This window comes from Inhella gelatinilytica, assembly GCF_016093295.1.
GTDB lineage: Bacteria > Pseudomonadota > Gammaproteobacteria > Burkholderiales > Burkholderiaceae_C > Inhella > Inhella gelatinilytica.
Window position 1 is genome coordinate 309552 of the sequence record NZ_JAEDAL010000001.1, and the last position, 22293, is coordinate 331844.

The window sequence follows — 22293 nt, forward strand, 5'->3', positions numbered from 1 at the left end:
CCACGCGATCCCGCAGGCCTCCTTCGGGAGGCCTTTTCTTCGCGCCAACGGCCGGCTCACGCCACACTGCGCAGCCCACAATGCCGCCATGAGAGTGCTTCTGTTCGTTGTGCACCAGATTTGGTGGCTGGCTGTCGCCTATCTGCCCATCGCTCAGTTCAGGCTCCGTCAAACCTACAGCCGCTCCATCGGTTGCCCAGAAGCCGGGGACTGCTACGTTCCCGGATCGGAGTTTTTGCTGAACCTCGATCTGCTGATCTTTTGCTCTGGATTCGTCCTGTGGCCGCTGTGCGTCCACCACTTCATCGTGAGGCCTTGGCTCGCGTACCGCCGCGCGGCGACTGCACGCGCCCAGCGACCGAACTTGTTATGAAATTCCACAAGGCCTTGGGGTGGACGGCGCTCTTTCTCGTAGGCGTTGGCGGAGTGGTCGCCGGGTTGGTGCGCCCTGATCGAACGGATGCGGCCATCGTCATCAGCGCGGCCACCTGCGATGTTCGTGCCCCCCAGGTTCCGCTGAAGATCCAAGACGTCGCTGGTCAGTTCTCGGACCTGGATGCAAACGAGGTCAACGCGCTGCTGATGGCCAAAATGTCCGGGACCTTCCAGGCTCAAACCAGCGGGAATTGGATCCTGACTGGACGCCTCGATCAGGCGTTGCTGAAAAAGTGGCAGGCTGCCGCAGCCTCGCGCGCACCCGCGCGGTTGCTCATCAGCAGCGCGGGCGGCGATGAGGCGGTGGCCCTGCAACTGGCCGCAGATCTCCAACGTTGGAGGACGCCGGTCATCGTGTTTGGCTTGTGCGGTTCAGCCTGCGCCAACTACCTGCTGCCGGCGGCGCATTCCATTCGTCTGAGCGGTCCGGTGCTGCTTCACGGCTCAGCTCGCGACTGTCAGGACCGCTTGGGAGCCTGGCAGGCTTGGTTCAGACTGGGCTCAAGTGGGGCCGCCGCGCTGCGGGAGGCCTCCACCCGGCAAGATCAATTCGACGCGCAGCACCCCCAGTTGCGCGACCTGACACGCCTCAGCGCCCACCCCAGCCGCGGCGACCCCACGGGACAACCCCACGACTGGCTGGTGGTGCCCGCCTCAGCCCTGCGAGCCCGGCTGCCACAGTTGGAGATCGACCCCAGCTACCCCCAGCGCCTGGCCACGCTTTTGACCTTGCACCAAGCGATGCCGGAGTTGGGGGCACTTTACGCACCGTCCCGACTCCCACCCCCTTGACTCGGGCACTGGCGCTGCCACCGCGACGGGTCTACAGTCGTCTAACTCTCTGCCTCCCATTTCGCTGTGCGCCTCCCCTCCGCCCCCCTGTCCCGCCGCACCTGCTTGGGCAGCCTGAGCCTGTTGGGCTGGGCCCCGCTCACCGCGAGCGCGGCCGAGGACACGGTGCTGTACAGCTATCACCTCAAGCCGCCGTACTTGGACTTGACCCGCAAAGAAGGTCTGTACTACGAGTTGGCCGACTTGCTCAGCCTGCGGGTGCCGGGCCTGCGCTGTCGGGTGGAATACCTGCCGCGGCGGCGCTTGGAAGCGGACTTGGTGGCCGGGCGGTTGCGCGGGGCGATTCTGGGCGTGCACCCCACCTGGTTCCGCGACGCCGAGCGTTCGCGCTACCTCTGGACCCCGCCGGTGATGCGCGATGCCGACGTGGTGGTGTCACGCCACGACCACCCCGTGGCGTACACCGGGCCGGACTCGTTGGTGGGCGTGCGCATGGCCTTGCCCCGCGGCTACTACTACGCGGGCATCGAAGAGCTGGTCCAAGCCGGGCGTATTCCGCGCGAGGAAAGCGAAAGTGACGAAACCGCGCTGATGATGCTGTCGCTCGGGCGGGCGGACGCCACGGTGATCACCCGCCGCACGCTTTACACCTTGCTGGCGCGGCGCCCCGGGCTGCGGGGCCGTTTTCATGTGGCCCCCAAACCCCACGACGAATACGAACGCCACATCCTGGTGCCCCACGATCAGCCCGCGCTGCACAAGCAGCTCAGTGAAGGCGTGGCGCTGCTGGCCCGCGACCCAGCTTGGCAGGGCCGCCTGCAGGAACAGTCGCTGCGCTGATCAAACCGTCCGTGCCTGAACCAACGGGGCCAGCAGCGGATGCGCCACGCGCTTGTGCGCGGTCACCAAATAGAAGCGTTCTTCCACGCCGTCACACAACCCCACGGGCGCCACGCCATAGTGGGTCGTGAGCGCCGGCCGCACCAAGTCGGCGGCCGGAAAAACGCCCATGCCTTCGGCGCCGAAGGCCTTGAGCAACGCACTGTCCTCAAACTCCCCGACTACGCGTGGCCGAACGCCGTGGCGCTCGAACCAAGCATCCAATTGACGTCGCAAGGCGGCATGGCGCGTGGGCAAGAGTACCGGGACCTCGCCCAAAGCCTGTGGAAACCGCTGGGCCACGGATTGCCACGCGGGCGCGGCATACCACGAGACGGCGGAGCGCCCCACCTCGTGGCCGTGCAGACGGACGCCGCCGGCCGTGGGAATGCGGTCTGAAAACACGGCATCCAGTTTGTGCAGGGCCAAATCGGCGATCAAACCCTCTTCTTCGTGGACCTGGACGATCAAGTGCAAGTGGGGAGTGCTCAGCACCGGACGCAGCAGGTCTTGCACCACCCATTTGGGCAGGCTGTCCACCACGCCGATCTGCAAGCGCACCGCCGGCACCGAGCCGGCCTCACGGACCACGGTCGGCAGCTGATCTCCAATCTGAAAAATCTGATCGGCCACCCGCAAAGCGGCCTGGCCGGCTTCGGTCAACGCCAATCCCCGGCCGGCCGGCTTGAGCAAGGCATGGCCCAAGTCGCGCTCCAGGGCCTTGACCTGCGCGCTCACGGTCTGCACCGCCATGCCCAGCCGCTCGGCCGCTCTGGACATGCTGCCCTCGGTCGCCACAACCCAAAAGTAGTGAAGGTGCCGGTAGCTGAATTCGTTCATATTCTCTTTTTTAAGGATTATTTATTCGCAATCAACTGCTTTTTTAAGAATAGTTGAATTTCTACAGTCGCGGCTTTTCAAGAACAAGGAGCGCGCCATGCCGCCACTCGAAACCACCTCGGCCCTGCTGCCCTGGCTTTACCAGCCCTTCCTGGGGCAAGCCGTCTGGGCGTGGCTGCTGTTCATGGGCATCGTACTGACCCTGTTGGTGCTGGACCTGGGGGTCTTGAACCGAGGGGACAAGGAGATCAGCATCCGGGCCAGCTTGTGGCAATCGGCAGGCTACATCGCCGCAGGCGTTGCGTTCGGGGGATGGATCGCCGTCCAGCAGGGCTCAGACGCGGGTTTGACTTACCTGACGGGCTACGTGATTGAAAAGGCGCTGTCGATCGACAACCTGTTCGTCATCGCCACCGTATTCGCCGCCCTGCAAGTACCCCGGCACCTTCAGCACCGGGTGCTGTTCTGGGGCATCCTGGGCGTGATCGTGTTGCGCGCCTTGCTCATCGGCGGCGGTACGGCGCTCGTTCAGCGCTTCGACTGGATGCTGCCCGTGTTTGGTGCCCTGCTGGTGTGGACGGGATGGCGCATGTGGCCGCGCAGCGGCATGGAAGACGAGCCGCCGAGCATTCCCGGCCTCGAAACCCTGCGCCGCTGGTTGCGCGTGACGCCCCAACTCCAGGGCAACCAGTTTTGGGTGCGCCGCGATGTCGGCGACGGCAAAGGCAAGCAATGGTGGGTGACGCCGCTGTTCTTGGCCTTGTGCGCCATCGAAACCGCGGACCTGATCTTTGCCATCGACTCGGTTCCCGCCGTGTTGGCGGTGACGACCGACCCTTACTTGGTCTACACCAGCAACATCTTTGCCATCTTGGGCTTGCGGGCGCTGTACTTCGCCCTGGCCGAAATGCTGCACCGCTTCCACTACCTGAAGCACGCCCTGGCCGTGTTGCTGGTGATGATTGGCGCCAAGGTCCTGTTCGCGCCGTTCCTCGGCCACCCGCCGTCCTGGGTGTCGCTGACGCTGACGATCAGCATCCTGGCGGCGGGCGTGGGCCTGTCGCTCGCCCGGCCGGACCCGTTGATCCTGCGTCGCACCGGCCCCGCGGCGTTGCCGGCCCCGGGCACAGGGCAGGAGAGCTAAGCCCAGGCCGCCCCGCGCCGGCCCGGTCAGCCCGCCATCCAGTGGGGCAAGGCCGTGGCCAGCGGGGGCAGCAGGGCCAGCAGCACCGTGCCCAAGAAAATAGCCATCAAGGCGGGCCCCACCGCCTTGGCCACATAGGGCAAGGGCTTCTTGAACAGCGCTGCCGCAAAGTAGACGTTCATGCCGGCCGGCGGGCACAAGAAGCCCGCCTCCATGGCCGCCAGGAACAAGATGCCAAAGTGCAAGGGGTCCAATCCGTAGTGCTGCGCCAGCGGCAGCAGCAGCGGCACCAGCACCACGATGGCGGCATAAATCTCCATCAGCGCCGCCGCCACGCACAAGAAAGCGCACAGCGCGACCAAGAACGCATAGCGGTTGGGCAGCCACTGCGGCACCTGCTCCACCGCCAGGTCCGGGATGCCCGCATCAACCAAGAAATTGGTGAGCGCCAGCGCCATGCCCAGGATCAGCATCACCCCACCGATGATCTGCGCGCAATCCCCCAAGCAGCGCCCCAGGGCCCGTGCGTCCAGTTCACGGTGGATCCCCACGGTGGTGAGCAAGGCGTACGCCGCGGTGAGCGCGGCCGCCTCCGTGGGCGTGGCCCAGCCCCCCAACATGGCACTGAGGGCCACGACGGGCGCCGCCAGTTCCCACTTGGCCGCCCACAGCGCGGCCCCGAGCGGGGGGCGTTGGGGGAAGGACGCGGGTACCGCTGGCGCTTCGCCCCGCCGGCCCAGGCGCCAAAAACCGCCAAAGAACAACAAGCTGGCCACCATCACCAGAGCGGGCAGCAGACCGGCCAAAAACATGTCCCGGATGGGCACCTTGACCAGAATGGCCACCAGGATCATGGGCACTGAAGGCGCGAGCAACACCCCCAGCGCACTGGCACTGGTCACCAGCCCGATGCCCTTGCGCTCGGGGTAGCCCGATTGCATCAAAAGCGGCAGCAGCAATCCCCCCAAGGCCAAGATCGTGACCCCGCTGCCCCCGGTGAAGGCGGTAAAGGCCGAACAGAGCAGGGCGACCGCCAGCACGGTGCCCAAGGGCCCGGCGCCAAACGTCGCCGTTAAACACCGACCCACGCGCTGCGCGGCGTCCGTGCGGGCCAGCAACAAGCCCGCCAAGGTGAAGAGCGGAAGCGCCGGCAGCGACGGGTTGACGGTGATTTGGTAGTGCGACAGGGGCACCGACGCCAGCGGCAGCCCCTCGCTCCAAAAGAGGGCCACCGCCAAGCCCCCCAGCACGGCAAAGATGGGCGTGCCCATCACCAACAGCACCATGAGCACGCCCAGCGCGGGGATCCACGGCAGCGCCTGCCCTTCGCCCCAGGCCGCGGCCAGCGCCCCCGCAAGGGGAATCAGCGGCGCCAGCACCCGCCGCCACGGCCCCGGCCCAAAGCAGTGGGCCGCCAACTGCAGCCCCAGCAGGGCAAAACCCGCCGGCAAGCTGGCTTGCACCCACCAGACGGGGAGCCCATAGGCCAGGACCATCGCCCCTTGGCGCTCGGCCTGAACAAACTGCGCCGCCGCCCAGGCCAGCACGCCACAGATCAACGCCGCCCCGCCCTTGCCCAGCACCTGCATCACGCGGGGCCCGGCCAAGCTGGCGCCGAAGTCGCTGCCCAACGTGGCCAGGTGGCCATGGCGCTCCGCCGCCACGGCCCCGAAGAGGGCCACCACCAGCCCCAGGTGCTGCACCAGGGCGGCCGCGTTGTCCAGGCCCGTGCCCGTTTTGCGCAGCACCATCTCCGCCAACGGCAGGCCCACCATCGCGGCCAGGGCCGCGGCGGCCAGCCAGGCATCCCAATCAGACACCCGCGCCCACACCGACCGCCCCGGGGCGGTCGCGTCTTCGCGCTCAGCGCCCACCACGTACCGCCTTCACATGGGCCATGACCTCATCAAAGGTTTCGGCGGGCACCAGGCTGCCCCGCAGCTTGGGGTACAGCTTCTCGGCCAAGTCGGTCCACTCTTTGAGTTGCTCCGGCGTGGGCTTGTGCACCTGCAGCCCGCGCTTGCGCATGGCTTCGACCGATTCTTCGACCTCGCGTCGGGCGGCCGCGCGAATCGCCACCCCCGCCTTCTCGCCCGCCGCCTTCAGCGCCACCTGTGCGGCGGGGCTCATGGCCTCCCAGGCCTTGGCCGTCACCACCACCGCCCCAACCACCGGGGCCCAGTTCAGGTCCAGCATGTGCGGGGCGGGGCCGAAGACCTGCGTGGCCAGCGCGAAATAGGGCGTGGTGGGCACGACCTGAATCATGCCGGTCTGCAAGGCGGGCAAGACGTCATTGGTTTCCAGCGGCACCGGCGTGTAGCCCAGGCCCTTCATCAGCGCCTGCTGCTCGGTTTCCGGCCCCCAACTGAAGAACTTCAGCGGCTTGAAGTCGTCAGGGCGCACGGCCGCGGTTTTCGAAAAGAACCGCACCCACCCCGCATCCCCCCAGGCCACAACCACAAAACCCTTGTCGAGGAAGCGCTTCTCCAGGCCCGCCCGCAGCTTCTCGCGCACCGCATCGACTTCGTCCCAGCTCCGAAACAGCAGCGGCAGGTTTTGCAAGGCGGAGACGCTGGGCTCGATGTCCCGCAAGCCCACCACGGTCATCATGGCGCCCTGCAACTGGCCAATGCGCAAGCGCCGCAGCAATTCGTGTTCACCGCCTTGGCTGCCGTCGGTGAAGACGGTCACTTTCGCGCCTGGGCCTTGGGCGGCCCGCCAGGCCTCGCCCATCTCCAGCAGTTGCTGGTGGTGCGAAGAGCCCTTGGGCGCCACGGTACCGATGCGCAGCTGCATCAGGCCTTGGGCTTGGGTTGCGGGTGCGTGGGCCAGCCAGGCGGCCAGCGCCATCAGGGCTCCGCGTCGGTGCATCGTCATGTCATCCCCCTGTCAAAACCGGTCATCGGCGGTGTCCAGCAGCCACTGGGCCCGCTCCCGCATCACCGCGTTGGCCAGATTGCGATGGCGATCGGCCACCTGAAGGGCCTGGCGCAGCCACGCCTCCCATTGCCCGCGGTCCTGCAGCCCCAAGGCTTCGGCCTGGGCGACCCAAATCCCGGCCTTGCGCCCCCCGGACGCCTGCTGCGCCTGGGCAAAGTAGGCCTGGGCTTTCGCCAACTGCCCGCCCGGCAGGCTGGCTTCCAGGCTGCCCAGCAGCGCCGCCACGTCCCCCTCGCCCCAGTCGGGCTGCTGCCGCCACACCCACAGCGCCAGGCGCTGCGCCAGCGGCCAGTCCGCGACGACCTCGGGTTGATCTTTGGACAGGCTGATGCGCGCGGCCCAGGCCGCCGCCAACCAATACCCGAGGGCCCGTTGCTCCGGGCTGAGGCTGGGCATGCGGTCCTCCCGCAGGCGCGCCTCCCAGTCCGGTATCGGGGTGGCCAGCGCCCGCCGCGCATGGCCCTCGGCGCGTGCAAACAGTCGCGTGGCTCGCATTCGCTCGGCTTGCGCTCCCTTGGGGTCCTGCGCTTCCCGGCGCTCGGCCTCAAAAGCAACAAACGCGTAGGCGTATTGCGCAAAACCCGAGGCGACCGCCACCCCCAAGCGGGCGTGCCCCGGCTGCTCCCGCAGCACCGACTCCGACAGCTTCAAATAAAAGGCGCTGGCCTCGCGGGCGAGGCCCACATCGTCCTCATCCGTCTGTTGGTTTTGCGCCAAAGCATCCGCCAGCAGGGCTTGGGTGGAGCAGCCGCCCAAAGCCGATGCCAGGATCAGTACGACCCCTCCGCACCAAGAAACGGGCCCACGCCGAAGTGAAAGCGTACTCATCGAACCATCCTGCCAGGGGTGACACGACAATGAAAGCCCCACTTCCCCGGGGCAGCTGTCGAGCGCAGGTTTTAAGAGTTCCCCAACCCCGCCAGCGCTCGAATCTGCCCAGCGGCAGCCCATTGCGCCAATCGAATCGGCGTCATGGCACCGTCTGCTGACTCCGGACTGAGACCCGGCTCCCCCGGCACACCGCCCACGCTGCGGTTGCGGCCATTGGCTTTGGCCTGCTGCATGGCCCATTCCGCCACCAGCACGGCCTCTTGCCAGCTGAGGGCGCGCTCAGGGGCAAAGGGCCAGCAGGCATAGCCCACCGACACCGTCAGCTGAACCACCTCGCCCCAGGGCAACGCCACCGGGTGGGCCGCCACGGCCAAACGCAGCCGCTCCGCACACGCGCGTGCCGCCGCCGGATCGTCGGCGGGGATCAGCGCCAGGAATTCCTCCCCACCCCACCGCACCAGTAAATCGCCTTCGCGCTGGGCCAATGCCAAGCGCGTGGACACCACGCCCAAAACGAAGTCGCCCACATGACGGCCCCACTTCGCATTGATGGATTGCAACTCATCCAGATCAACGATCAAAAAGGCGTAGCGGGGAGCTTGCGCCCGACGCTCACCCACGGCGTGGACGATGCGATTGAGCCGCTCCTCCAGCGCCCGACGACTGCCCAGCACCCCAAGGGAGTCGGATTCCGCAACCAGGGCCAACTCGGCATGGGCGTCCTGCAAGTCGCGATGCTGAACCTGCAGGGCCTTGAGCGAGTCCTGCCATTGACTCATCAAACTGCGGCCCTGCGCTTCGGACTCCGCCAGTTGCTGATCCTTCGCCTTCAAGGCCTGCTGCAAGGTCTGGATTTGCTGCTGCGCATGAACCGCTTGCTGGTTTTGCGACTGTACGGCTTGGAGCAGGCGGTGCCCTACGCAGGCGACCCCGGCCAAGGCGGCCCAGCCGACCCCGCCGCCGGCCCAAGCCAAGGCCGCCGCCCAGGCGCCGGTGGTCCACACCGCCCAGAGTGCCCCCAGCCCGCACAGCCCAGCCGCAACCAGTCCACCCAGCCAGAACCGGGGGAGCCAGCGCGCGCACGAGGGTTCAGGCACCATGGACCGTTGGGCCGCAAAGGGCGGGGATAGAAGGGGCCGAGTGTAGGCATGCCCTCGGCGCTTGCGCATCGGCCCTTTCCCGGCCCGCGCCGGAGCGTCCCCGACGGGGCCCATCGCCCCCCGCTGTAACGCCCCGGCGGGCTATGCTTGACCGTTATGACACTGCACCTGCCCACGCTCCTGACCGCCCTGCTGCTGCATGTGCTGTGGTTCACGGCCGCCCTGCCACGCTTGGTGGGCCGTCCCATGAGCGTGGCAATGCGCTGGGTGCAGCTCAGTCTCGGGCTACAAAGCACCGTGGCGGTGGGTGCCCTGATCCATGCGCACTGGCCCCTGCCTTCTGCCGTGCAATTGCTGGCTTTTGCCGCGCTCGGCGCGGCTGTGGTGGCTGCCCAGCGCGGGGTGCAGGCCTGGATGGGCAAGCGACCCCTCAGCCACACCGCCTGGGTGATGGGGCTCGCCGGCCCGCCCCTGCTCGCTGGGGCGTGGTTTTACCAACCCCTGCTGGTGGAAGGTCTTGCCGCGAGTTGGCTGGCCCTGTTGGTGGCGGTCCTGATCGTGGCGCTGGTGGCGCCCGCGCCGCAAGCGCCGGAACTGCACACCCGTTGGAGTCGGTTGTGGGCGCTGACCCTGCTCCCGGCTCAGTTGCTCTTCATCCACCAAGGCATGACCCTTTGGGGGGCGCCACCGCCCGCGACCTGGAGCCTGGCGCTGTACGGGAGTTTGATGCTGGCGTCCTGGGGCATGACCAGCGCGGTGCTGGCCGGCTGGCGGGGGGAGGCCGATGGGCGACTGCGCCACCAAACCAAGACCGATGCCCTGACTCAGCTGGCCAATCGCCGGGCCTTTGAACAGCGGGGCAACGAGATGATGGCCGTGGCCAGACGACATCGCGAACCGCTCGCACTCATGGTCTTGGACGTGGATCACTTCAAGCAGGTGATCGACCTGCATGGTCACACAAGTGGCGACGAGGCCCTGGGGCTGCTCGCTCGATTGATGCGCAACGCCATTCGACCGGGTGACTGCGCAGCGCGCCTGGGTGGCGAGCAGTTTGGGGTGTTGCTGGCCCGCACGCAAGGGGAAGGTGTGGAAGCCCTGGATGCCCGCATTCGCGCCACGCTGGAGTCCTCGGCCGAGCAAGAGCTGGGCTTCGTGCTCGACTACAGCGCCGGCTGGTCGCTGATGCGCTCGGGCGACCGTCATGTCGAGGACATGGTGCGCCGCGCCGATGCGGGGCTGTGGGCCGCCAAGCACCAAGGACGGGGCCGGCTGTGCGCCGAACCGGGATTGGCCCCGCATGACTGAGCCCCGCCGCCTGGCGCTGCGTGGCGACCTGCTCGACTTCATCCACGCCCCGCCGCCCGATGCTGCGCTGGACGCCCCGCCGCCCGGTGTGCGCTGGCGCCCTGACCACTGGCTGCTGATCGAGGACGGCCGCATCGTCGCCGTGCAGGCCGAGGCCCCCGATGCCCGCTGGCCCCGCGACGAGCGCCCGGGTCGGCTGCTGCTGCCGGGCTTCATCGACACCCATGTGCATGCGCCGCAGCTCGACGTCATCGCCAGCTACGGCACCGAGCTGCTGGACTGGCTGAACCGCTACACCTTCCCGGCCGAGAAGGCCTGGGCCGACCCGGCGGTGGCCGCCGCCGGCAGCGCCCGCTTCCTGGATCAATTGCTGGCCCACGGCACCACCGCGGCGTTGGTCTTCCCGACCGTGCACAAGGGCAGCGTGGACGCCCTGTTCACGGCGGCCGAAGCGCGCGGCATGCGCCTGATCACCGGCAAGTGCCTGATGGACCGCCATGCGCCCGAGGGCCTGCGCGACACGGTGGCTGAAGCGGAGCGGGACAGCCTCGAGCTGATCCAGCGCTGGCACGGCCGCGGCCGCAATGCCTATGCCCACACCGTGCGCTTCGCCCCCACCAGCAGCGAGGCCCAGCTCGACCTGGCGGGCGCGCTTCTGGCCGCCCACCCCAGCAGCTACCTGCAGACCCATGTGGCGGAGAACCGCGCCGAGGTCGACTGGGTGCGCCAGCTCTTCCCCACAGCGCGCAGCTACCTGGGCGTGTACGAGCGCCACGGCTTGCTCGGCCCGCGCTCGACGCTCGCCCACGGCATCTGGCTGGACGACAACGACCGCGCGGCGCTGCGCGCCACTGGTTCGGTGATCGCCCACAGCCCCACCAGCAACCTCTTTCTGGGCAGTGGCCTGTTCGACTGGCGCGGCCGGGCCGCCGAGGGCGTGCGCCTGTCCATCGCCAGCGATGTGGGCGGTGGGGTCAGCCTCTCGCTGCAACGCACGCTGGCCGCCGCATACCAGGTGGCCGCCCTGCAGGGCCAGCGGCTGGACGCCTTCACGCTCTTGCACGCCGCCACTGCGGGCAATGCGGACTCGCTTCAGCTTGGTCACGAAATCGGCCGCCTGGAGCCCGGTTGCGTGGCCGATGTGTGCTGCTGGCGCTGGGCCGACGCGGGCTCGGTGCTGGACCATCGCTTGGGGCGCGCCGACAGCTTGCATGAGCGCCTGTTCGCCTGGCTGATGTTGGGCGACGAGCGACTGCTCGAGGCGGTGTGGGTGGCGGGGACCCAGTCAACCTAGCCACGGCCCTTCAGCAGATCGCTCAGGGCGCTGTCACAAGACTGCCATCAATCCGACACAGCCGTGTCATGGATGAGGGGCAGCATGGCCGGCACCTTCAATGCAAAAAGTGATCGGTGATGCTGGCCATCTCAACCCCCCTCTATTCATCTCCCGCAGCGCCCCTGGCGAGCGGCCGTCTGACCATCCACTGGGCCCAGCACCTGGATGAACTTCGGGAAGCGCAGCGGCTTCGCCATCAGGTGTTTTCACAGGAGTTGGGGGCCCTGCTGCGCCCCCCTCGGGGCACCCCGGCCGGGCACGACGCGGACCTCTACGATGAGCATTGCGAGCATTTGCTGCTGCGGGCTGAGTCGCCCACGGGCGAGCCCGGCCCCGTGGTCGCGTGCTACCGCGTGCTGACGGCGGACGCCGCCCGTCGCATCGGGGGTTTTTACGCCGATTCCGCGTTTGATCTGATTCGCCTGCGCCATGAACGCCACCGCATCGCTGAATTGGGACGCGCCTGCGTGGCGCCCGCCTATCGGCGTGGCGCCGCCGTCCTGATGCTGTGGGGCGCCATTGCCGAGCACCTTCAGCGCCGCCGACTGGACCTGCTGATTGGCTGCGCGAGCGTGGACGCCCGCCACGGGGCTCAGAACGCTTGGGCCCTTTGGAATCAATTGGCTCCGCGCCACCTGGCGCCCATTGAATGGCAGGTGCGACCCCGCACGCCGCTGCACTTGGCGCCCGCCGCATCGTCCGTCGAAATGCCCCCCCTGCTGCGGGGCTACTTGAAGGCCAATGCGCAACTGCTGGGCGCTCCGGCCTGGGATCCCGACTTCCGCTGCGCCGACTTTCCGCTGATGCTGAGATTGGCGGATCTCCCCGCCAACTACCACCGACGTTTTTTGGGCGGCACGGCCGCGTCCTGACCCACGCTGCGGGGGTCGCCCCCGGTCTTGATCCGTTTCAAGCCCCCCGCAACTGCCGCTTGCGTCGCCGTCTGGCCGTCGATACGCTGGGGTCATCGTGTGACGGAGTTCATGATGGCCGCTCAGAATCGCATCGCTTCCCTTCGCACCCTGGCCTTGGTGGGCCCCGCTGGCAGCGGCAAAACCACCTTGGCCGAGGCCCTGTTGCATGCGGCCGGTGCCGTGCCGGCGCAGGGTGCCGTCGAAAAAGGCAACACCGTCAGCGACCACGACGCGATTGAGCGTCGCATGCAACATTCGCTGCAAAGTAGCCTGCTGCATTTCGAGCACAACGGCCTGCGCGTGCACGTGATCGACACCCCGGGCAGTCCGGACTTCACCGGGCAGGCCCTGCCCGCGCTGGAGGCCGTGGAGACCGCGGTGGTCGTGCTCGACGCCCAACGCGGCATCGAGCTGATGGCCCAGCGCATGTTGGACGCCGCCAAGGAGCGCGGCCGCGATCGGGTCATCGTCATCAACAAGATCGATGCCCCGGGCGTCGACCTGCCCGCGCTGTTGGAACAGATCCAAGCCACCTTCGGCAAGGAGTGCTTGCCGCTGAACCTGCCCCACGCCGGGGGCGTGGCGGACTGCTTTTTCCGAGCCACGGGGAGCAGTGACTTTGGGTCGGTCGAGGCGGCCCACAGCGCCCTGGTTGAGCAGGTGGTGGAGGTGGACGCCGCTTTTGTCGACCGCTACCTGAATGACGGCGATGTGCCGGCCACCGAATTGCACGCGCCGCTGGAACAGGCCTTGCGCGAGGGGCACCTGATCCCGGTTTGCTTTTGTGCCGCCAAGAGTGGCGTGGGCGTGCCCGAGTTGCTGACCGTCATCGACAAATTGCTCCCCAACCCGGGCGAGGCCAACCCCCCGGAGTTCCTGAGCGGCGAGGGCGCCGAGGCCCAAGCGGTCCGCGTCAGCCTCGATCCGGAGGCCCACGTGCTGGCCCATGTGTTCCAGGTTCGGGCCGACCCCTTCCTGGGCAAATTGGGCTTCCTGCGCGTGCACCAAGGCACGCTGCAGAAGAACATGCAGCTCTACGTCGGCCATGGTCGCAAGCCCGTCCGTGTCGGCCACCTGTTTGCCCTGCAAGGCAAGACCCAGGTTCCGCTGGACCAGGCGGGCCCCGGCGAAATTTGCGCCGTGGCCAAACTGGATGAATTGCACCCGGACGCCGTGCTTCATGACGCCACCGAGGACGAGCACATCCACTTGGCCCCGCTGACCGTTCCCACCCCGGTCCATGGCCTGGCCCTTTCGCCCACGCGCCATGGCGACGAGCAGCGCTTGTGGGATGTGATGCACCGTTTGGTCGAAGAGGACCCCTGCCTCAAACTCGAGCAGGCTGCGCAGACCAACGAGACCGTGGTCTACGGGCTCGGGGAATTGCACCTGCGGGTGCTACTGGAACGCTTGAAAGAGACCTTCAAATTCGAGGTCAAGACCCAACCCCCACGCATTGCGTATCGCGAAACCATCACCGCCTACTCTGAAGGCCACTACCGTCACAAGAAGCAAAGTGGTGGTGCCGGACAGTTTGGCGAGGTGTGGCTCAAGGTGGAGCCCAAAGAGCGCGGCACGGGCTTCGAGTTTGTCGACCATGTCAAAGGCGGGGTGATTCCCACGGCCTTCATCCCGGCGGTGGAGAAAGGGGTGCGTGAAGCCTGTGCGCTGGGCGTCCTGGCGGGCTATCCCTTGGTCGACCTCAAGGTCACCGTCTTCGACGGCAAGCACCACAGTGTGGACAGCAAAGAAATCGCGTTCGTAACCGCCGCCAAGAAGGCCGTGCAATTGGCCGTCCGCGAGGCCCGCCCGGTGGTCCTGGAGCCCGTGGTACAGGTCGAAGTGCTGACACCGGAAGCCAGTGTTGGGGATGTCTCGGGCGATCTGGCCAGCCACCGGGGGCAAGTCACCGGAACGCGCGCAGCCATTCCGGGCCAACTGGTGGTGCAAGGGCTGGCTCCTTTGGCCGAGCTCGCCGCCTTTCAAACGCGGTTGAACGCCCTGACCAGCGGCCAAGCCCGCTACACCCTGGCCTTCAGTCATTACGACCCCGTTCCGCCCAACACCCAGGCGCAGCTGGCCGCGGCCTACAAGGTGCAAGACGACACCGACTGATTCTGGAGCGCCCATCGCTGGGGCCCCGTCGCACGGCCAGCCCTCAGATCAGCCTCAAGTGGGTTCCGTCGCGCGTTTCTTCAATCAACGCCTGGGCGCTGCGATAGCCCTGGGCGTCGAGGTCCAGCCCATCGCGGGCGGCGTGGGCCAACAGGGTGGCCTCGAGCGCCAACAAGCGGGTACACAACAGCGGGAATTCCAGCCGGTGGGCGGTCTCCAGTTGTGCCGCTGCACCGCGGTACGCACCCAGCAACTGCGCCGCGCGGCTGTAGCTGATTTCTGGGGGATGCTCTTGCTCCAAGGCCACCTCCATGTGGTCGTCCAGTTGGGGATGAATCAAGCGGCCATCGCGGGTCTCGGCGATACGGGCGCCGTCCTGCTCCACCACGATGCCGGGCGCGATGCACTTGAAGGCCAGCATGATTTCCAAGGCATCGCGCAGGACGCTTTGCGGCAAGGGCGGCTCCGCCCGCTGCTGCGCAGTCAAGAAGCGGATCGTGAACACGGCGGGCTAGCGCGCCTGACCCGCGCGCCGTGATTCGAACAACGCCGGCAACAACGCAATCTGCATGGGGCCTCCTGCTCAAACGGCCTCCCACTGTGAGGCGGGTGCCCAAGATCAATCCGCCGATAAAGGCGGGCTTCACCCCCTTCACTTGCCCATCAACCGTGCCCGTTGGATTCAGCGCGAGTCCGATTTGATCTGGCAAAAACCCGTCGTTGGCGCCCCTCTAGCCCACCCCCCAACCGGGTGGATGGTGGATGGCACACGCTGGGCACAATCCCGCCCTTTTTCGGGAGAACCCTATGACCCTTCGTGCGATTTGGGCGGCTGCGGCCCTGTGTGTGGCCGGCATGGCGCAGGCTGAAACCACCGTGCGCCCCGTGATCGGCGCTTCCTTCACCGCCGGCGGCGAGAAGCTGGCCCGCGTGAGCTTTACCGATGGCTCGCACCAAGACGTGCGCAGCGGCGGCTTGGTGCACCTGTTCGGCGGCTTTGAAGTTCAAATGGATTCGTTGCCGCTGACCGTACAAGCCAACATCGGTTATCACGTCGACAACAGCGCCGCGAAAAATGGTGAAGTGCGATTCCAGCGCTGGCCCATTGAAGTGCTGGGCTTCTTTCAAGGGGGCGACGGCTGGCGCTTCGGCGGTGGCGTGCGCAAGGCCAACGGCGTGAAGCTGACGAGTTCCGGCGCCAGCTACATCGGCAACTACGACATGTCAGCCAAGGCCGGCTGGGTGCTGCAAGCCGAGCACGTCTGGCCCAAGGGCTTGAGCGCCTTTGTACGCGTGGTCAGCGAGAAATACGAAGTGCAGGGTGCCGAGGTCCAGGGGCGCCACGTGGGTGTGGGCACGAGCTACCGCTTCTAAGCCGGTCAACGCCCCCTCCAGCGCCGCAGCCCGTCGGGTTGCGGCGTTTTTTTTCACCCGAACCCGCGGCTCAGGGCTTGCAGGCCTCGGTATAGAAGGAATACGGGCACGCCGCGTGGTACTGGGCATCCCCGCCAATGGAGACCTGCTCGCCCTCGCGCACCCGTCGCCCTTCGCCGTCCACGCGCACATTGAAGCTGGCTTTGCGCCCACAGCCGCAGACCGTTTTCAACTCTTCGATCTGGTCGGCCAGCAGCCCCAAGGCCGCTGCGCCTTCAAAGCCATTGCCTTGGAAATCCGTGCGCAAGCCGTAGCAAATCACCGGCACCCCATGCAGCACCGCGATTTGATGCAATTGCCGCACCTGCGCGGTGGTGAGGAACTGGGCCTCATCGATCAGCAGACAGGCGGTGTCGGTCGGCAAATCCGCCGCACGAAATTCGTGCGCGGCGCTGAAGGTTTGCGCCTCCCGCTGCAGCCCCAATCGGGTCCCAATGACCCCGGCGCCGAACCGGTCATCGATCTGCGCCGTGTACAGCGCCACGCTGCGGCCCAGGCGTTCGTAGTTGTGGGCCACGCCCAGTAGCGCCAGCGTCTTGCCGGCAGCCATCGCGCCGTAGCGCCAAAAAAGTTTTGCCATGGCGGCCCCAGGTTTCAAGGATGGGGCGTCCGACCGCCCCGTTTCGGGCGCGGATTGTCTCGCCAAGCCGCAGGCCCGCGTTTCCACCCACTCAACATCCGTGTTGCGAATCATTCGCATTTGCAATACAGTTGTACTCATTCGCTGTCATCCGCAAGTTCCCATGCCCTCCGCCACCCTGCTGCCCCTTGCCCCACCGGGCTGGACCCCCGAGCCCCGCCGCTTGCGCAGCGGAGCCTTGGTGGTGGTAGTGCACGCGCTCGTGGTGCTCGCGCTCGGGCAAAGCGGGCGAACTGCCATCCGCACGCTGGCGCCCGAGCCCCTGGCCGTGCACCTGATCGCCGAGCGGCCGCCGATCGATCGCCCCCGAGCCAATTCCGCGCCCCGAGCAACCGCCACCCTGCCCTTGCCGCCGCATCCCGCGGCGGTGACGCTTCCTCCCCCCGAAGTCCCGGCCGTTGTGACGCCGTCGACCACGGCCCTACTTCCCCACGCCGTCAGCCCGCCCAACCCGCAGGGCAGTCCCACCAGCGCCCCGCCCGCAGCCGTCACCTCGCCCAAGGTCGTTCCCGCCTCGGCCCTGCGCTACCGCGTCGAACCCGCCGTCGAGGTGCCGCGCCTGTCGCGACGCGCGGGGGAGTCGGGCCGGGTGGGCTTGCGCGTGCTCTTTGACACCCAAGGCAGCCCGCGCGAAATCCAACTCAGCCGCAGCTCGGGCTTTGCCCGCTTGGATGCCCAAGCGCTGGAGGCCATGCAGCGCGCCCGCATCCAGCCCATCGTGGAAGACGGCCACCCCATCGAGGTGATCGCCCAGGCTTGGCTGGAGTACGAGCTGGACTGAGGCGCACGCCGCCCACCCTACCCCCGATTTTTTGCCGCGCCCCCCGCGGGCGCTGGGCCCCCTTTTGCCTTTGACTTGGAGACACCATGAACACACCCACCTTGCGCCGCTGGTTGCCTTTGATGCCCTTGGGCGCCCTGGCCGCTGGCCTGCAGCTGCCGGCGCACGCTGACGCAGCACCCGAGCGTGAGCTGCCCACCGTCAAGGCCAAGGCTCCCAAAGAGCCGCAAGGCAAGGATGGCGTGCAAGCCACCGAGACCCGCATCGGCAAGGGCAAGCAAGAGCTGCGCGACGTGCCGCAGTCCCTGACCGTGGTGACCGAGAAGCTGATCGACGACCGCAACCTTGAGACCCTCAAGGACGTGCTGCGCAACACCGCCGGCATCAGCTTCTTGGCGGCCGAAGGCGGCGAGGAGGACATCCGCCTGCGCGGCTTCCCCCTGGCCGCCACCGGCGACGTGTTTGTGGATGGCCTGCGCGACCCCGCCTTCTACGACCGCGACACCTTCTTTTACGACCGCGTGGAAGTGCTGCGCGGATCGGCCTCCATGCTGTTTGGCCGCGGCTCCACCGGCGGCGCGGTGAACCAGGTCACCAAGAGCGCCCGCTTGATCGACGAGCACCAAGTGGACTTCACGCTCGGTTCGCACCACACGATGCGCAAGGTCGGCGACTTCAACTTCCGCCTGAGCGACAGCAGCGCCCTGCGCGTGGGCACACTGATTGCCAAGGCCGACGACAACGGCACCGGCTCGGCCGTGGACAAACAAGGCCTGGCCGTGAACCTGCGCACCGCCATCGGCGAGCGCGACGAGTTCGGTTTCACGCTCTACCACCTGAACAACGAAAACGGCATCAACTACGGCCTGCCCTGGCTGCGCAGCGTGCCGCCGGCCGCCGCCGGGCAACCCGCCGTCCTCGACCCCGCGACGACCCTGCTGCCGGCCGCCCCAACCACGACTTACGGCCTGACCAGCGACCGCAACCACGGCCAGGCCAGCAGCGCCACGCTCACCCACGTGCACCGCTTCGCACCGCGCCAAGAGCTGCGCGCTGTGCTGCGCGTGGGACACTACGAGCGCGACCTGCGCGCCAGCGTGATGCGCTTTGGCGCCAGCACCCTGCAGCCCGACGGCAGGCCCGTCATCGCCAGCACCCTCACGCCCAGCACGGTGCTGACGCGCGGCTCGGCGCTCAAGGTTCAGGCGCTGGACACCGCCGCTCTGCAGTCGGACTACAGCGGCCGCCTGCAATTCGCCGGCCTCCAGCACGAGCTGCAAGCCGGGGTGGACCTTGCGCACGAGCGCAAGACGGTGGAGGGCGATCTCTTGAGCGTCGTGCCCGCCGCCCTGCGCGCCGAATTCAGCCAAGCCGTGGGCCTGACCAAGCCGAACACCTCGGTGGGTGCGCCCGCCGACGGCGCCGCCATCGACGAGGCACGCCGCCGGCTCTTCCGCACCAGCGAATACCGCTCGCGCGCCGAGGGCTTCTATGTGCAAGACCTGGTGCAGGTGGCACCGACGCTCAAGTTGCTGGCCGGCCTGCGCCACGACCACTTGGTGGGCGACTACGACACCCTGGGCTACACCTACACCGGCAGCAAAGGCCAACACGGCTTTGACAAGTTCCAGGCCACCGGCACCACCGGCTACCGCATGACCGTCAGCGAATGGAGCCAGCGCCTGGGTGCGCTGTTCCAGCCAAACGAGCGCGCCAGCTTCCACGTCTCGGGCGCCACCTCGTTCAACACCTCGGGCGACGCCTACTCGCTGTCCAAGGAGAACCAAAACATCCCCCCTGAGCAGGCCATCAACCTGGAGGCCGGCGGCAAGATCGACTCCGAGGACGGCCGGCTGAGCACCCGCTTTGCGCTCTTCCGCTCCACCAAGCTGCACGAGCGCAACACCGACCCCCTCTTGACCAACGTGGTCACCCTCTCCGGCCGCCGCCACGTGGCCGGCCTGGAGCTGGACGTGGCCGGCAAGATCGGCAAGGACTGGGAGCTCTTTGTCAGCACGGTGTGGATGCCCGTGGCCACCATCGACGTCAGCTCGGCCACCTCCGGCGAGGTGCAAGGCGACCGCCCGAGCCTGACCCCCAAGTTCACCGCCACCGCGTGGCTGACCTACCAATGGGGCGCCGACTGGCGATTCGGTGCCGGCCTCAACCACCGCAGCAGCCAAACCCCGCTGCGCAACCCGGGCTTTGAGGCGGCCGCCTTCACCACCGCCGACCTGATGGCCGAGTACCAATTGGTGCACAACCGGGTGGCGATCAAGGCCAATGTGAGCAACCTCACCAACAAGCTCTATGCCGACCAGCTCTATCCCGGTCACTACGTGCCGGGGGCGGGCCGGATGGTCCAAATCACCACCAGCCTGAAGTTCTAAGGAGCACGCCATGCTGATCCGTCTCCCCGAGGTCTTGAGCCCGGCCGCTGTGCGCCGCGCCCGGACGCTGCTGGACCAAGGCCCCTGGGAGGACGGCAGCGCCACGGCCGGCCGCCAGGCCGTGGCCGTGAAGAACAACGAGCAACTGCGCCTCTCCAGCCCGGAGGCGCAGGAGCTGCAAGCCCTGATCCTCGGCGCGCTGGAAGCCCACCCGCTCTTCCTGACCGCCGCCCTGCCCAAGAAGATCGTGCCCCCGCAGTTCAACCGCTACGCCGGGGCTGCCAACGCCTACGGCAACCACGTGGACAACGCCATCCGCCACCTGGGCGGCCAGCGCGTGCGCGGGGACCTGAGCTGCACCGTCTTCCTGGCCGACCCGGACGAGTACGAGGGGGGTGAGCTTGTGGTGGAACACGCCTTTGGGCAGGAGCGCGTCAAGCTCCCCGCCGGCGAGGCCCTGCTCTACCCCGCCAGCAGCGTGCACCGCGTGGAGCCCGTGACCCGCGGCATGCGCCGCGCCAGCTTCTTCTGGATCGAAAGCCTGGTGCGCAGTGGAGAGCAGCGCCGCATCCTCTTCGATCTCGATCTCGCCCTGATGCGGCTGCGCGAGCAACACGGCGAGACCGACGACACCGTGCGCCTGATGGGCACGTATCACAACCTGCTGCGCCTGTGGGCGGACACCTGATGGGCGCCACCGCCATCCAGCTCGGTGACTTCGAGGCCCTGGCCCGCGAGGGCCTGCCGCCCGAGGTCTGGGCCTACCTGGCCGGCGGCGCGGGCGACGAGACCACGATGCACGCCAATGGCGAGGCGTGGCAGCGCTTGCACCTGGTACCGCGCGTGCTGCGCAACCTCACCACCGCCCACACCCAGATCGAGCTGCTGGGGCGGCGCTGGGCCCACCCCATCGGCATCGCCCCGGTGGCCGCCCATGCGCTCTTTCACCCAGAGGCCGAGTGCGGCACGGTGTTGGCCGCCGCCGCCCAAGGTGCGGCCTGCGTGCTCTCCAGCCAAGGCAGCACGCCCTGGGCCGAGCTGAGTGCCCTGGTGCGCGACGATCCGGGGCGCGGCCCGCTGTGGGCGCAGGCCTATTGGCAAGGCTCGCTCGCACGCACCCTGGCGCTCGTGGAGCACGCCGCGCAAGCGAGGATGGAAGCCGTGGTGCTGACCGTGGACGCCCCCGTGCACGGTGCGCGCGACCGCGAGCGCCGTGCCGGCTTTGTGCTGCCGGCGGCGCTGTCCAAGGCCAACGCCGTGCCCGGCAGCCACCCGCCCCTGCCCGCGTTTGAACACCCACCGCTGTGCGGCGGCCTGCTGGCCCACGCGCCGACCTGGGGCGCGGTGGGTGAACTGATCCGCGAGAGCCCGCTGCCCGTCGTGCTCAAGGGCCTGCTGCACCCCGAGGATGCACGGCGCGCGCACGACCTGGGCGCGGCCGCGGGCTGGGTCAGCAACCACGGCGGCCGCACCCTGGACACCGCCTGGCCCACTGCCCACGCCCTGCCGGCCGTGCGCGCGGCCGTGGGGCCCGACTGGCCGCTGCTGGTCGACGGCGGCATCCGCCGCGGCACCGACGTCGTCAAGGCCCTGGCCTTGGGGGCGAATGCCGTTTTCATCGGCCGCCCCGCCGTCATGGCGCTGGCGGCGCAAGGCGCGCGCGGTGTGGCCCACGCGCTGCGCCTGCTGCGCGACGAGTTCGAGATCGCCCTCGCCCTGTGCGGCGCGTCCCATCCGGGCGAACTCCACACCGATTGGGTGCGTCAAACCTAATTCTTTAAGGCAAGGGCCGTTTATCATTCGCCCCCATGCCCCACGCGCCCCGCGACGTCGCGCAGATCCGTCTGGACAACGCGCTGCGCTTGTTCGACGAGTTCGTCGCCGCCACCGTCAAACACCCCGATGCCGCTGCCTTGCGAGGCCTGGAGCGGCGCTTTGCCGAACGGCTGCAGATCCAGCCCAGCTACTGGAGCCAGATCAAAAGCCGTTCGCGCCAAATCGGCGAGCGCCTGGCGCGCCAGTTTGAGCAGCTGTGCCACAAGCCGGCCTTCTGGATGGACCAGGACCACGGGACGGCCCCTGGCGCCCTGAACGCTCCGGCTCCCAGCACTGCCCCCTCCCCGGCGGATTTGAGCCCCAGCGTGCCTCAGGACGACGACGAGCGCTTCATCGTCGGCCTGGTGTTGACCTACTACCGCCGCCACCCCCTGCGCGCCCGCGGCCGCCTGCTGGATTTGCTGGGCGAGGTGCTGACCCCCGCCCCGGACGCCGCGCCAGCGCCCCAACGCGCCCCGGCACCCGCCCCCTCGCCGCAGGCAGAAAAATCCGCCTGGGCCGAGGTCGCGATGCGCGTGGCGCCGCTCAAGGGCAAGAAGCGCTGAGGCGACGCGGCCAGGCCGTTGGCCCGCCTCGTC

21 protein-coding genes are annotated in these 22293 nt (G+C 68.0%); 14 read left to right on the forward strand and 7 right to left on the reverse strand.

What is annotated here, in order from left to right; translation table 11 throughout:
- Positions 1 to 88 precede the first annotated feature (88 nt).
- The 3 genes from I7X43_RS01455 (at position 89) to I7X43_RS01465 (ending at position 2067) form a co-directional block, all read left to right on the forward strand.
- A complete protein-coding gene (locus I7X43_RS01455; protein ID WP_198099112.1) occupies positions 89 to 373 on the forward strand; it encodes a hypothetical protein in 285 nt (94 codons plus the stop codon).
- Positions 370 to 1227, forward strand: coding sequence for a hypothetical protein (locus I7X43_RS01460; protein WP_198099113.1), 858 nt, complete (start codon positions 370 to 372; stop codon positions 1225 to 1227). The genes I7X43_RS01455 and I7X43_RS01460 overlap by 4 nt, the downstream gene beginning before the upstream one ends.
- A 66-nt stretch (positions 1228 to 1293) precedes the next feature.
- The gene (locus tag I7X43_RS01465) at positions 1294 to 2067 is read left to right on the forward strand and encodes a substrate-binding periplasmic protein (protein ID WP_198099114.1); all 774 of its coding nucleotides are present in this window, start codon (positions 1294 to 1296) and stop codon (positions 2065 to 2067) included.
- Here I7X43_RS01465 and I7X43_RS01470 read toward each other — a convergent pair whose 3' ends face one another.
- Positions 2068 to 2946, reverse strand: coding sequence for a LysR family transcriptional regulator (locus I7X43_RS01470; RefSeq protein ID WP_198099115.1), 879 nt, complete (start codon positions 2944 to 2946; stop codon positions 2068 to 2070).
- Between the two features lie 97 nt (positions 2947 to 3043).
- Here I7X43_RS01470 and I7X43_RS01475 point away from each other — a divergent pair, with 97 nt between their 5' ends.
- Entirely contained in the window at positions 3044 to 4090 is a 1047-nt protein-coding gene (locus I7X43_RS01475; protein ID WP_198099116.1) for a TerC family protein, read from the forward strand.
- Between the two features lie 26 nt (positions 4091 to 4116).
- On the opposite strand, the gene I7X43_RS01480 is transcribed toward I7X43_RS01475, so the two are convergent.
- From I7X43_RS01480 to I7X43_RS01495, 4 genes are all read right to left on the reverse strand, one after another.
- Complete coding sequence (locus I7X43_RS01480; RefSeq protein WP_310737502.1) at positions 4117 to 5964, reverse strand: TRAP transporter large permease subunit; 1848 nt, start codon at positions 5962 to 5964, stop codon at positions 4117 to 4119.
- Positions 5954 to 6967, reverse strand: coding sequence for a TRAP transporter substrate-binding protein (locus tag I7X43_RS01485; protein ID WP_246480085.1), 1014 nt, complete (start codon positions 6965 to 6967; stop codon positions 5954 to 5956). The genes I7X43_RS01480 and I7X43_RS01485 overlap by 11 nt, the downstream gene beginning before the upstream one ends.
- A gap of 12 nt (positions 6968 to 6979) precedes the next feature.
- The gene (locus I7X43_RS01490) at positions 6980 to 7858 is read right to left on the reverse strand and encodes a TRAP transporter TatT component family protein (RefSeq protein ID WP_198099117.1); all 879 of its coding nucleotides are present in this window, start codon (positions 7856 to 7858) and stop codon (positions 6980 to 6982) included.
- Between the two features lie 71 nt (positions 7859 to 7929).
- Positions 7930 to 8961, reverse strand: coding sequence for a GGDEF domain-containing protein (locus tag I7X43_RS01495; RefSeq protein WP_198099118.1), 1032 nt, complete (start codon positions 8959 to 8961; stop codon positions 7930 to 7932).
- A 156-nt stretch (positions 8962 to 9117) separates the two neighbouring features.
- Between I7X43_RS01495 and I7X43_RS01500 the strand changes: the two genes are divergently transcribed.
- The 4 genes from I7X43_RS01500 (at position 9118) to fusA (ending at position 14634) form a co-directional block, all read left to right on the forward strand.
- The gene (locus I7X43_RS01500) at positions 9118 to 10269 is read left to right on the forward strand and encodes a GGDEF domain-containing protein (protein ID WP_198099119.1); all 1152 of its coding nucleotides are present in this window, start codon (positions 9118 to 9120) and stop codon (positions 10267 to 10269) included.
- A complete protein-coding gene (gene guaD / locus I7X43_RS01505) occupies positions 10262 to 11563 on the forward strand; it encodes a guanine deaminase (protein WP_198099120.1) in 1302 nt (433 codons plus the stop codon). The genes I7X43_RS01500 and guaD overlap by 8 nt, the downstream gene beginning before the upstream one ends.
- A gap of 119 nt (positions 11564 to 11682) precedes the next feature.
- Positions 11683 to 12477 carry a GNAT family N-acetyltransferase gene (locus tag I7X43_RS01510; protein ID WP_198099121.1) on the forward strand — a complete coding sequence of 265 codons (795 nt, stop codon included), beginning with the start codon at positions 11683 to 11685 and terminating at the stop codon, positions 12475 to 12477.
- Between the two features lie 114 nt (positions 12478 to 12591).
- Complete coding sequence (fusA, locus tag I7X43_RS01515) at positions 12592 to 14634, forward strand: elongation factor G (protein WP_375140377.1); 2043 nt, start codon at positions 12592 to 12594, stop codon at positions 14632 to 14634.
- A 43-nt stretch (positions 14635 to 14677) separates the two neighbouring features.
- On the opposite strand, the gene I7X43_RS01520 is transcribed toward fusA, so the two are convergent.
- Positions 14678 to 15139: a hypothetical protein gene (locus tag I7X43_RS01520; RefSeq protein WP_198099123.1), complete on the reverse strand. Its 462-nt coding sequence runs from the start codon at positions 15137 to 15139 to the stop codon at positions 14678 to 14680.
- A gap of 302 nt (positions 15140 to 15441) precedes the next feature.
- Between I7X43_RS01520 and I7X43_RS01525 the strand changes: the two genes are divergently transcribed.
- The gene (locus tag I7X43_RS01525; RefSeq protein WP_198099124.1) at positions 15442 to 16008 is read left to right on the forward strand and encodes a hypothetical protein; all 567 of its coding nucleotides are present in this window, start codon (positions 15442 to 15444) and stop codon (positions 16006 to 16008) included.
- 70 nt (positions 16009 to 16078) lie between these two features.
- Here the strand turns inward: I7X43_RS01525 and I7X43_RS01530 are convergent, their stop codons facing one another.
- Positions 16079 to 16648: a thymidine kinase gene (locus I7X43_RS01530; RefSeq protein WP_198099125.1), complete on the reverse strand. Its 570-nt coding sequence runs from the start codon at positions 16646 to 16648 to the stop codon at positions 16079 to 16081.
- A 163-nt stretch (positions 16649 to 16811) separates the two neighbouring features.
- Between I7X43_RS01530 and I7X43_RS01535 the strand changes: the two genes are divergently transcribed.
- From I7X43_RS01535 to I7X43_RS01555, 5 genes are all read left to right on the forward strand, one after another.
- Positions 16812 to 17489 (forward strand): energy transducer TonB, encoded by a 678-nt coding sequence (locus I7X43_RS01535; protein WP_198099126.1) that lies wholly within the window; start codon positions 16812 to 16814, stop codon positions 17487 to 17489.
- A gap of 86 nt (positions 17490 to 17575) precedes the next feature.
- Positions 17576 to 19879: a TonB-dependent receptor gene (locus I7X43_RS01540; protein WP_198099127.1), complete on the forward strand. Its 2304-nt coding sequence runs from the start codon at positions 17576 to 17578 to the stop codon at positions 19877 to 19879.
- Between the two features lie 10 nt (positions 19880 to 19889).
- The gene (locus I7X43_RS01545; RefSeq protein WP_198099128.1) at positions 19890 to 20567 is read left to right on the forward strand and encodes a Fe2+-dependent dioxygenase; all 678 of its coding nucleotides are present in this window, start codon (positions 19890 to 19892) and stop codon (positions 20565 to 20567) included.
- Positions 20567 to 21652 carry an alpha-hydroxy acid oxidase gene (locus I7X43_RS01550; RefSeq protein ID WP_198099129.1) on the forward strand — a complete coding sequence of 362 codons (1086 nt, stop codon included), beginning with the start codon at positions 20567 to 20569 and terminating at the stop codon, positions 21650 to 21652. The genes I7X43_RS01545 and I7X43_RS01550 overlap by 1 nt, the downstream gene beginning before the upstream one ends.
- 35 nt (positions 21653 to 21687) lie before the next feature.
- Positions 21688 to 22260 carry a hypothetical protein gene (locus I7X43_RS01555; protein WP_246480086.1) on the forward strand — a complete coding sequence of 191 codons (573 nt, stop codon included), beginning with the start codon at positions 21688 to 21690 and terminating at the stop codon, positions 22258 to 22260.
- Positions 22261 to 22293 lie beyond the last annotated feature (33 nt).

Bases quoted from the DNA above. Each gene is read 5' to 3' on its own strand.
- I7X43_RS01455 (WP_198099112.1), top strand. From the start codon at position 89: ATGAGAGTGCTTCTGTTCGTTGTGCACCAGATTTGGTGGCTGGCTGTC.
- I7X43_RS01460 (WP_198099113.1), top strand. From the start codon at position 370: ATGAAATTCCACAAGGCCTTGGGGTGGACGGCGCTCTTTCTCGTAGGC.
- I7X43_RS01470 (WP_198099115.1), bottom strand. From the start codon at position 2,946: ATGAACGAATTCAGCTACCGGCACCTTCACTACTTTTGGGTTGTGGCG.
- I7X43_RS01475 (WP_198099116.1), top strand. From the start codon at position 3,044: ATGCCGCCACTCGAAACCACCTCGGCCCTGCTGCCCTGGCTTTACCAG.
- I7X43_RS01485 (WP_246480085.1), bottom strand. From the start codon at position 6,967: ATGACGATGCACCGACGCGGAGCCCTGATGGCGCTGGCCGCCTGGCTG.
- I7X43_RS01490 (WP_198099117.1), bottom strand. From the start codon at position 7,858: ATGAGTACGCTTTCACTTCGGCGTGGGCCCGTTTCTTGGTGCGGAGGG.
- I7X43_RS01495 (WP_198099118.1), bottom strand. From the start codon at position 8,961: ATGGTGCCTGAACCCTCGTGCGCGCGCTGGCTCCCCCGGTTCTGGCTG.
- I7X43_RS01500 (WP_198099119.1), top strand. From the start codon at position 9,118: ATGACACTGCACCTGCCCACGCTCCTGACCGCCCTGCTGCTGCATGTG.
- guaD (WP_198099120.1), top strand. From the start codon at position 10,262: ATGACTGAGCCCCGCCGCCTGGCGCTGCGTGGCGACCTGCTCGACTTC.
- I7X43_RS01510 (WP_198099121.1), top strand. From the start codon at position 11,683: ATGCTGGCCATCTCAACCCCCCTCTATTCATCTCCCGCAGCGCCCCTG.
- fusA (WP_375140377.1), top strand. From the start codon at position 12,592: ATGGCCGCTCAGAATCGCATCGCTTCCCTTCGCACCCTGGCCTTGGTG.
- I7X43_RS01525 (WP_198099124.1), top strand. From the start codon at position 15,442: ATGACCCTTCGTGCGATTTGGGCGGCTGCGGCCCTGTGTGTGGCCGGC.
- I7X43_RS01530 (WP_198099125.1), bottom strand. From the start codon at position 16,648: ATGGCAAAACTTTTTTGGCGCTACGGCGCGATGGCTGCCGGCAAGACG.
- I7X43_RS01535 (WP_198099126.1), top strand. From the start codon at position 16,812: ATGCCCTCCGCCACCCTGCTGCCCCTTGCCCCACCGGGCTGGACCCCC.
- I7X43_RS01540 (WP_198099127.1), top strand. From the start codon at position 17,576: ATGAACACACCCACCTTGCGCCGCTGGTTGCCTTTGATGCCCTTGGGC.
- I7X43_RS01545 (WP_198099128.1), top strand. From the start codon at position 19,890: ATGCTGATCCGTCTCCCCGAGGTCTTGAGCCCGGCCGCTGTGCGCCGC.
- I7X43_RS01550 (WP_198099129.1), top strand. From the start codon at position 20,567: ATGGGCGCCACCGCCATCCAGCTCGGTGACTTCGAGGCCCTGGCCCGC.
- I7X43_RS01555 (WP_246480086.1), top strand. From the start codon at position 21,688: ATGCCCCACGCGCCCCGCGACGTCGCGCAGATCCGTCTGGACAACGCG.